Consider the following 6,033-nt stretch of genomic DNA (forward strand, 5'->3'; position numbering starts at 1 on the left):
CATGCCTTCTTTTGCCCGCCGGCGGGATCGGTCGAGGCCGCCGATGCGCAACGCCGCCATCCGCTCCGTCCACCGGCTACCCTCGCGAATACGGCTCGCGACTGGCCCTCACCGAGCACTCCGAGCAACCGGTGGAGGTGCACCTCACGCCGGGGGTGATGGTCAGCGGACGCATTGGCCTGATCCGCCGGATCGACACCGGTGAGCAGTCCATCGGGGACTTCAAGTCCAAGGAACGCGCCCAGGCTGACGCTGTCACCCGAGATCAACTGCACATCTTCGTCGCGGGGTAAGCTGCGTGAGCGAGAGCACCGACGCGAGGCCACGCGGATCGCGGCGGAGGCCGAGCCGGCACGGGAAGCCTGGCCGCGGACTTCGCCTACACGCCCAGAAGGCGCAGGTGCTGTCGCAGCCGCCGCTCTCATCGCGGCGCAGTGCCCGGGCGGCGAACCGATCAGTACAAGCTACGGGCGCGACGAACCTCTGCCGACCTTTTCCGACGTTCTTCGGCCGCTCGCTGCCCAGGTACGCGACCGAGTGGTCGCCGAGAAGTGCGAGCTCGCCGGGCTCTGGGACGAATCACCCAGTGGCCCGAAGTGGCGGCAGAGCATCCGCCGCCTCAGCGCCGTCCCCGAACCCAGATCCCATCCTCAGAACGAAGATTTTCTGGATCTTTGACCGGATCACCCGGATTTACTGGTCACAGAACCGGAACCAGAAGTGGTTCTGGATCACCTTCCGTGCCGGAGCCACGGAGGGTCACCACAAGCGCGATCATGAACGGCCGTCGCCAACATATGGCGGGTATGCGAACTTGAACGCCGCTGCATCGGGATTCCTCTCGGGTCCCGTCCGCTTGAGAGGGCTTCACGCCCGGGAGGGGGTTCTCGTCCAAGTGTCGAGAGGCGGCAGGAAGCGAGTCGGCCGAGGTGGTCAAGCAGACGGGCGGCCGGTAATGGTCGGCAGGGTCGTTGTCCTGATCCGGCGGTAGGTCACAAAGCCGTTCACGGCCAGCCCTGTCCAGATGATTGCACTGACCAGGGGCCACCACAGGTCCCAGCCTCCCTCGCCCCGCATGAGACTGCCGCCCCAGCTGACCGCCCAGCTGACCGCAAGAGCAAGTGCCGCCCACCTGGCCCACCACCAGATCCGCATCGTTCCTCGGGCACGGGCCTCCTGTGCGCTCCGCTCGTCCTGCCAGAGTCGTGTGTCATCCATACTTATCCGCCTACCCGCTACCCGCTCCTTGCCTCCCGGCCCCTGGGAGAGGGCCGAAAACGGATGGCCTCACCGGCGGTGAGGCCGGCCGGGAACGGGGCGAAGTCATCTGGTCGACGGCGACGGCCCCGGAGGGCTGGTAGTGGACCGCCAGGTGGGCGGCGTGCCGGGTGGCCCCCGCGCCAAGGTCGCCGACGCACAGCCCGGACAGGTCACCGAAGGTGTCCGGGCCGGGACCGCTGTGCTGGCCCCAGGCCCACCGGAACGTGTCAGGCACGGTCCGGTCGAGGGCAGACCGGTTGTGGCCGTAGTGGTACCACAAATCCGCAGCGGTAGGAGCTTTCGCCCACCTCGTCCTGGCAACCCAACCGCCGCGCGGGCCCATTCACGGCAATCTCACCCGCCCAACGCGGGATCGTCTGTGGACTTCATTGCGCCGCAAGCCCACCAAGCCCCCGGCCCAGAGGCCGGCGGTGCACTAACGGATCAGGTGGCGCAGACCGGGGCGCTGGCGCCACCGCTGAGCAGCCCGGCGAGGACCGCCCCTGCCGCCGGTGTGCCGTTCAGGTAGGACAAGTTTCCGACGGTGCCTCCGACCCCTTCACCGTGTTCAGCTTCACCGAACCCGACCTGCCGGACGTCGTCTAACTGGAACAACTCACCAGCGCCCTCTACCTCGACAAACGCGAGGACATCGCCCCCTACGCGAAACTCCTCAAAGAACTGCAACACGACAACCCCACCACGTACACAACCCGTGACCTGCTGCGCAGCCTCCTCAGTACAGTGTGATTCCGCCGAGCCCCTATCACCGGCGCACAGGCACTGCCGTGTTGCGCGACCGCGTTCGCCGCCGTCCCCGCTCTCCCCTCCTTGGCCTCTCCCCCACCACCGCGCACACGCGGCGGAAACCCTGCCCATAACCGCTACCACCGAGGCCTCTTCCGCAACAGGAGTACCGGCGACGACCTCGGCGACGTCAGCAACACCCGGGCGGAAGTCCTCCTCGCCGAGGCCGTCAACCCACCCACCGTCGGCCGAGGCTGCCCCCTCAACCAACTCAAGAACATTGTTAAGACCCGGCGCCCCGGCGCCCCACCCCATCCGGTGGGACGCCTCTGTGTGTGGCGTGAAGGGCTGGATCAACCGTGGCAAGTGATGTAGCCGTTGCCGTGGCAATCGTTGGGCGACGGCCGCAGCAGCGGCGGGCAGCGTACGGCTGATGCGCACGTGTTTTCCCCTGAAGGTGCGTATGGAGCGTCAGGGATGCATACCGAACCCGTGATCACCGCATGACCGCCCTCCTATCCGACCGGCGACACGCCACGGCCGCACACCGGGTGCGGGGCGCCACCCCCAGGTCCCGCCCGGCCGTCACGCGTGAGGAGCGACCACCTCATCCTGACAGGGTCTGCAGGCGGCTCAAGAGCCTGTATCGCCGGTACGTGCCGATGGTGCACCCGGATCGCCGCCCGCGCGCTGTGCTTCGACGACCGCGGCCCGGTCGACGACATCGCTCGGCGCGCGGCAACTTCTTGCTTCCCCGGCCGGTTTCGCGCGTGATGAAGGGCCGATGCCGGGCAGTCGATTACTACCGGTTGGGCCAGGTCCGGTGTGAGTCGTCCGCCGACTTCACCGACGCCTTCGCCCTGCACCGTCTTGCCCAAATGATCGGAGCCGCAGCATGAACGCCATCACCGCTCTCCCGCTGTCCAGCGTCACCGACGAGATTGGCCCCCGTCGGCCGGGCGCGATCTACCAGAACGTGGACGGGCGCTTCGAAGTCATGGTGCTGGTCACCGACCCGGCCGAGGCCGCGCGGCTCTTGCACCGCGCCAGCGCCCGCTGGGCCGTCATCGTCCGCGACACCCTGCGCCCCGACGGTCAGCCCTTCGCGGTCGGCTCGGTGTGGACGGACAGTGACTACCTGGTCCATCCCACAGAGGTCGCCTGCAAGGCGGCCGCCTGACGGCCCGCCACGGCGGCAGCTCCGGAAGGTGAGTGCCTGTGGCGCATCCTGCGCCGCTACGACTACGCACGGCCCCCGCACTCCCCCGTCGCGCCGGCACAGGGGCCTGTTGGCGATCATCAGATGTCGACGTGCGGGACAAGAGGTCACTCACTGGCGTGAAGGCCGATCGTGCCCGCATCCGCGTCGCCGGGGGCTCGGAATTCGAAGATGGGAGCGGTTCTCCGCAGCTCTCGCAGCCGCCGGCCTCTACCGCAGAGGTTCCCCCGGGCCGGGGACGGTCAGGACCTGTCACGAAAGTAGGTCGTCTGTCAGACCTGGCTGAGATGCTCCGACCATGGAGACAAAAGTGCAGCTGACGATCGACTGCTCCGATCCGCAGAGAATGGTGGCTTTCTGGGCCGAGGCCCTGGGCTACGTGCCCGAACCTCCGCCGAGCGGGCACCCCACGTGGCGTGCCTACTGGGCGGCGGCGGGGGTGCCCGAGGCAGAGTTGCCGGCCGGTGCCGGGGACATACCGGAGTCGATCATCGATCCGGCGGGACGCGGACCCAGGGTGTGGTTCCAGCAGGTTCCGGAGCCGAAGATCGTCAAGAACCGGTTGCACTTCGACCTGAAGGTCGGTGGTGGCCGTGACGTCCCACTGGACGTCCGCACGCAGCGGGTCAGAACTACGGTGGAACGGCTGGTCAAAGCTGGTGCCACCGTGTTGCGGATCAAGGATGAGCCGGACATGGGGCTCTACGCCGCGGCTCTGCAGGACCCCGAGGGCAACGAATTCGACGTCGTCTGAGGACCGTCGTGACAGTGCTGGTCACAGCCACTCGTTGATGCCTGCGACCAGCACTGCCGCTGCGTAGCGGACGACAAGTTCGTCGTACTGAGCGGCAACGGCCCGACGGACTGTGCGACGACCCGCGCCCGGGCCTCCCGCTCAAGATCACCGACACGGACGTTGAGCAGGTCATCGTCAAGACGCTCGAGGACTCGCGCATCCCTCAGGCCTTCGCCCTGGCCCCGCACCGCTCACAGACAACCGCCAGCGGACGGGGGGATGTCAGGGCCCCGACCACGCTGAAATGGCGTGATGACTTGCGGGGCATGAGAGCCTCCCGCCAGGCCGGCCAACAGATTGCGCAGCAGTAGGCGCAACCCCCTGGCGGCCCCGAGCGGCCTTCACGCCACAGCCACTGCTCCCCCGACGCCCGCTTGTTCCCGGTTCTTGTGCTGCGGCAGTGCCGGAGCGAGAAGTGGCTCCGCATCCCGCTGGGGGTCGCGTGCGTGCTCACCTGACCGCCGCAGCGCCTCGCACCCCCCGGCAGGGCACGTCAGTCGACGGGTGCCACCCGGATCAGGTTGCCGTCGGGGTCGGCGACGACGAAGGTGCGGCCGAACACCTCGTCGTGGGGTTCTTCCACTGTCTTGACGCCCTTCGCCGTCCAGTCCCGGAACTGCTGGTCGATCTGTTCGGGACCGCCGGCCACGGTCACGCACAGTTCACTGGTGCGCGGCGCTGTCAGGTGGTCCGACACCCCGCTCCACAGAGCCAGCTCGAACCCGTCGGTGAGGGAGAACGAGACGAACCGGGGCGTTTCGAAGCCCGGCTCGATGTCGAACAGTTCCGCGTAGAAGCGGGCGGACGCCGGTGCGTCGGAGACGTAGACGATGACCATGTTCGGGACTGCCATGAGCGGCTCCTTCGGTTCTGCCGTTGTTGCGGACGACAGGAGCCTGCCGGTCATACCTGACAGATCCTGTCCTGTTCCCGTGAGAACCTCGGCGTCATGACCCCGGATCGCTTCTTCTCCCTGTTGCTGGCCCTCCAGACCCGCGAGGTCGTCACCACGGCCGATCTCGCCGACCGGGCCGGGGTCTCGGTGCGCACCGTGCTGAGGGATCTGCGGTGGCTGCAGGAGGCGGGTTTTCCGATACTGGTCGAGCGCGGCCGCTGGGGCGGTGTGAGGCTGCTGCCCGGCGGCGCCCTCGACACCTCGCGGCTCACCCCGGCCGAACGCGACCACCTCGTACTGCACGGCCTGGACGACGAGCAGCGGCACCAGTTGGGCGCCGGCACCGAGAGCCGCCGGGCCCGTGCGAAGGTCGCGGCACGGCGACAGCCGACGGCGTCCCGACTGCCGATCAGTGCCGTCGTCGTCACGGACAACAGGCCCTGGTTCGGCCGGGACGCCGGGGGAGCCGACCCGAGCGCCGTCGTCGGCGACGTACGCCGCGGTGTGCGGCTGCGCATCCGCTACCGGCGCTCCGAAGAGACCGAGCCCGCCTGGCAGATCGTCGATCCGTACGGTCTCCTGGCCAAAGCGGGCCGGTGGTACCTCGTCGCCGACCGCTCCGGAGTCCCCCGGCTGTACGCCCTCGAACGGCTCGTCGACTGGCGGCCGATGCGCGTCCCGCGCCGGTTGCGCCCCGGAACGACCCTCGCCGACGTGGTGACCGAGCTGACCTCACGCTGGGAGGCGACCGGTGCCGTCCGGATACACGCACGACTCGCCACCCGCCAGCTCGATCGTGCCAGACGCATCCTCGGCTCCCGTCTGACCGTGCGCTCCCAGGAGGGCGAGGAGGTCACGATCACGGTGGCGTGCCGGGAGACGGAGGACGTACGCCAGTTGCTGCCCTTCGCGGACGACCTGATCGTGACTGATCCCCCCGAGGTCCGTGACCGGATCCGCGAGCTGGCGGCACGGACCCTCGACCGGTATGCCTAGATGTGTTGTTCCGACAGGTTGGTGACGCGGCTGGCGGGTGTGTGGCCGTCGATGCCGGTGTGGGGTCGGTGGTAGTTGTACCAGTCCAGCCAGTCGGGAAACGCGGCCTGTCGTTCGCGG

The 6,033-nt window shown here is 68.4% G+C and carries 7 protein-coding genes and 1 pseudogene; 6 read left to right on the forward strand and 2 right to left on the reverse strand.

The genetic code is table 11. The features are described 5' to 3' along the window. The first annotated feature begins 131 nt into the window (after window positions 1-131). The 5 genes and pseudogenes from F1615_RS35735 to F1615_RS26440 all read left to right on the forward strand — a co-directional run bounded on the left by F1615_RS35735 (window position 132) and on the right by F1615_RS26440 (window position 3,980). Entirely contained in the window at window positions 132-293 is a 162-nt protein-coding gene (locus F1615_RS35735; RefSeq protein WP_167533853.1) for a hypothetical protein, read from the forward strand. 37 nt (window positions 294-330) lie between these two features. Next, the gene (locus F1615_RS36500) at window positions 331-678 is read left to right on the forward strand and encodes a DUF4259 domain-containing protein (protein WP_280118908.1); all 348 of its coding nucleotides are present in this window, start codon (window positions 331-333) and stop codon (window positions 676-678) included. Between the two features lie 1,125 nt (window positions 679-1,803). Further along, window positions 1,804-2,010: pseudogene (locus F1615_RS36505) on the forward strand (Scr1 family TA system antitoxin-like transcriptional regulator); the annotation flags it as partial. An 892-nt stretch (window positions 2,011-2,902) separates the two neighbouring features. Continuing rightward, window positions 2,903-3,187 (forward strand): hypothetical protein, encoded by a 285-nt coding sequence (locus tag F1615_RS26435; protein ID WP_149551550.1) that lies wholly within the window; start codon window positions 2,903-2,905, stop codon window positions 3,185-3,187. Between the two features lie 337 nt (window positions 3,188-3,524). Continuing rightward, on the forward strand, window positions 3,525-3,980 hold the full coding sequence (locus tag F1615_RS26440) for a VOC family protein (RefSeq protein ID WP_149551551.1): 456 nt from the start codon (window positions 3,525-3,527) through the stop codon (window positions 3,978-3,980). A gap of 535 nt (window positions 3,981-4,515) precedes the next feature. On the opposite strand, the gene F1615_RS26455 is transcribed toward F1615_RS26440, so the two are convergent. Continuing rightward, window positions 4,516-4,875: a VOC family protein gene (locus tag F1615_RS26455; RefSeq protein ID WP_149551552.1), complete on the reverse strand. Its 360-nt coding sequence runs from the start codon at window positions 4,873-4,875 to the stop codon at window positions 4,516-4,518. A 96-nt stretch (window positions 4,876-4,971) separates the two neighbouring features. Here F1615_RS26455 and F1615_RS26460 point away from each other — a divergent pair, with 96 nt between their 5' ends. Continuing rightward, entirely contained in the window at window positions 4,972-5,913 is a 942-nt protein-coding gene (locus tag F1615_RS26460) for a helix-turn-helix transcriptional regulator (protein WP_149551553.1), read from the forward strand. Here the strand turns inward: F1615_RS26460 and F1615_RS26465 are convergent. Beyond that, window positions 5,910-6,033: integrase core domain-containing protein (locus F1615_RS26465; RefSeq protein ID WP_149551554.1), on the reverse strand; the 124-nt coding region annotated here is incomplete at its 5' end. The genes F1615_RS26460 and F1615_RS26465 overlap by 4 nt on opposite strands.

Origin of the sequence: Streptomyces marokkonensis (assembly GCF_008312835.1) — a bacterium.
GTDB lineage: Bacteria > Actinomycetota > Actinomycetes > Streptomycetales > Streptomycetaceae > Streptomyces > Streptomyces marokkonensis_A.

What these genes read in the sequence shown, in the direction of transcription:
- F1615_RS26440 (WP_149551551.1), top strand. Translation starts at nt 3,525, where the DNA reads ATGGAGACAAAAGTGCAGCTGACGATCGACTGCTCCGATCCGCAGAGA.
- F1615_RS26460 (WP_149551553.1), top strand. Translation starts at nt 4,972, where the DNA reads ATGACCCCGGATCGCTTCTTCTCCCTGTTGCTGGCCCTCCAGACCCGC.
- F1615_RS26435 (WP_149551550.1), top strand. Translation starts at nt 2,903, where the DNA reads ATGAACGCCATCACCGCTCTCCCGCTGTCCAGCGTCACCGACGAGATT.
- F1615_RS26455 (WP_149551552.1), bottom strand. Translation starts at nt 4,875, where the DNA reads ATGGCAGTCCCGAACATGGTCATCGTCTACGTCTCCGACGCACCGGCG.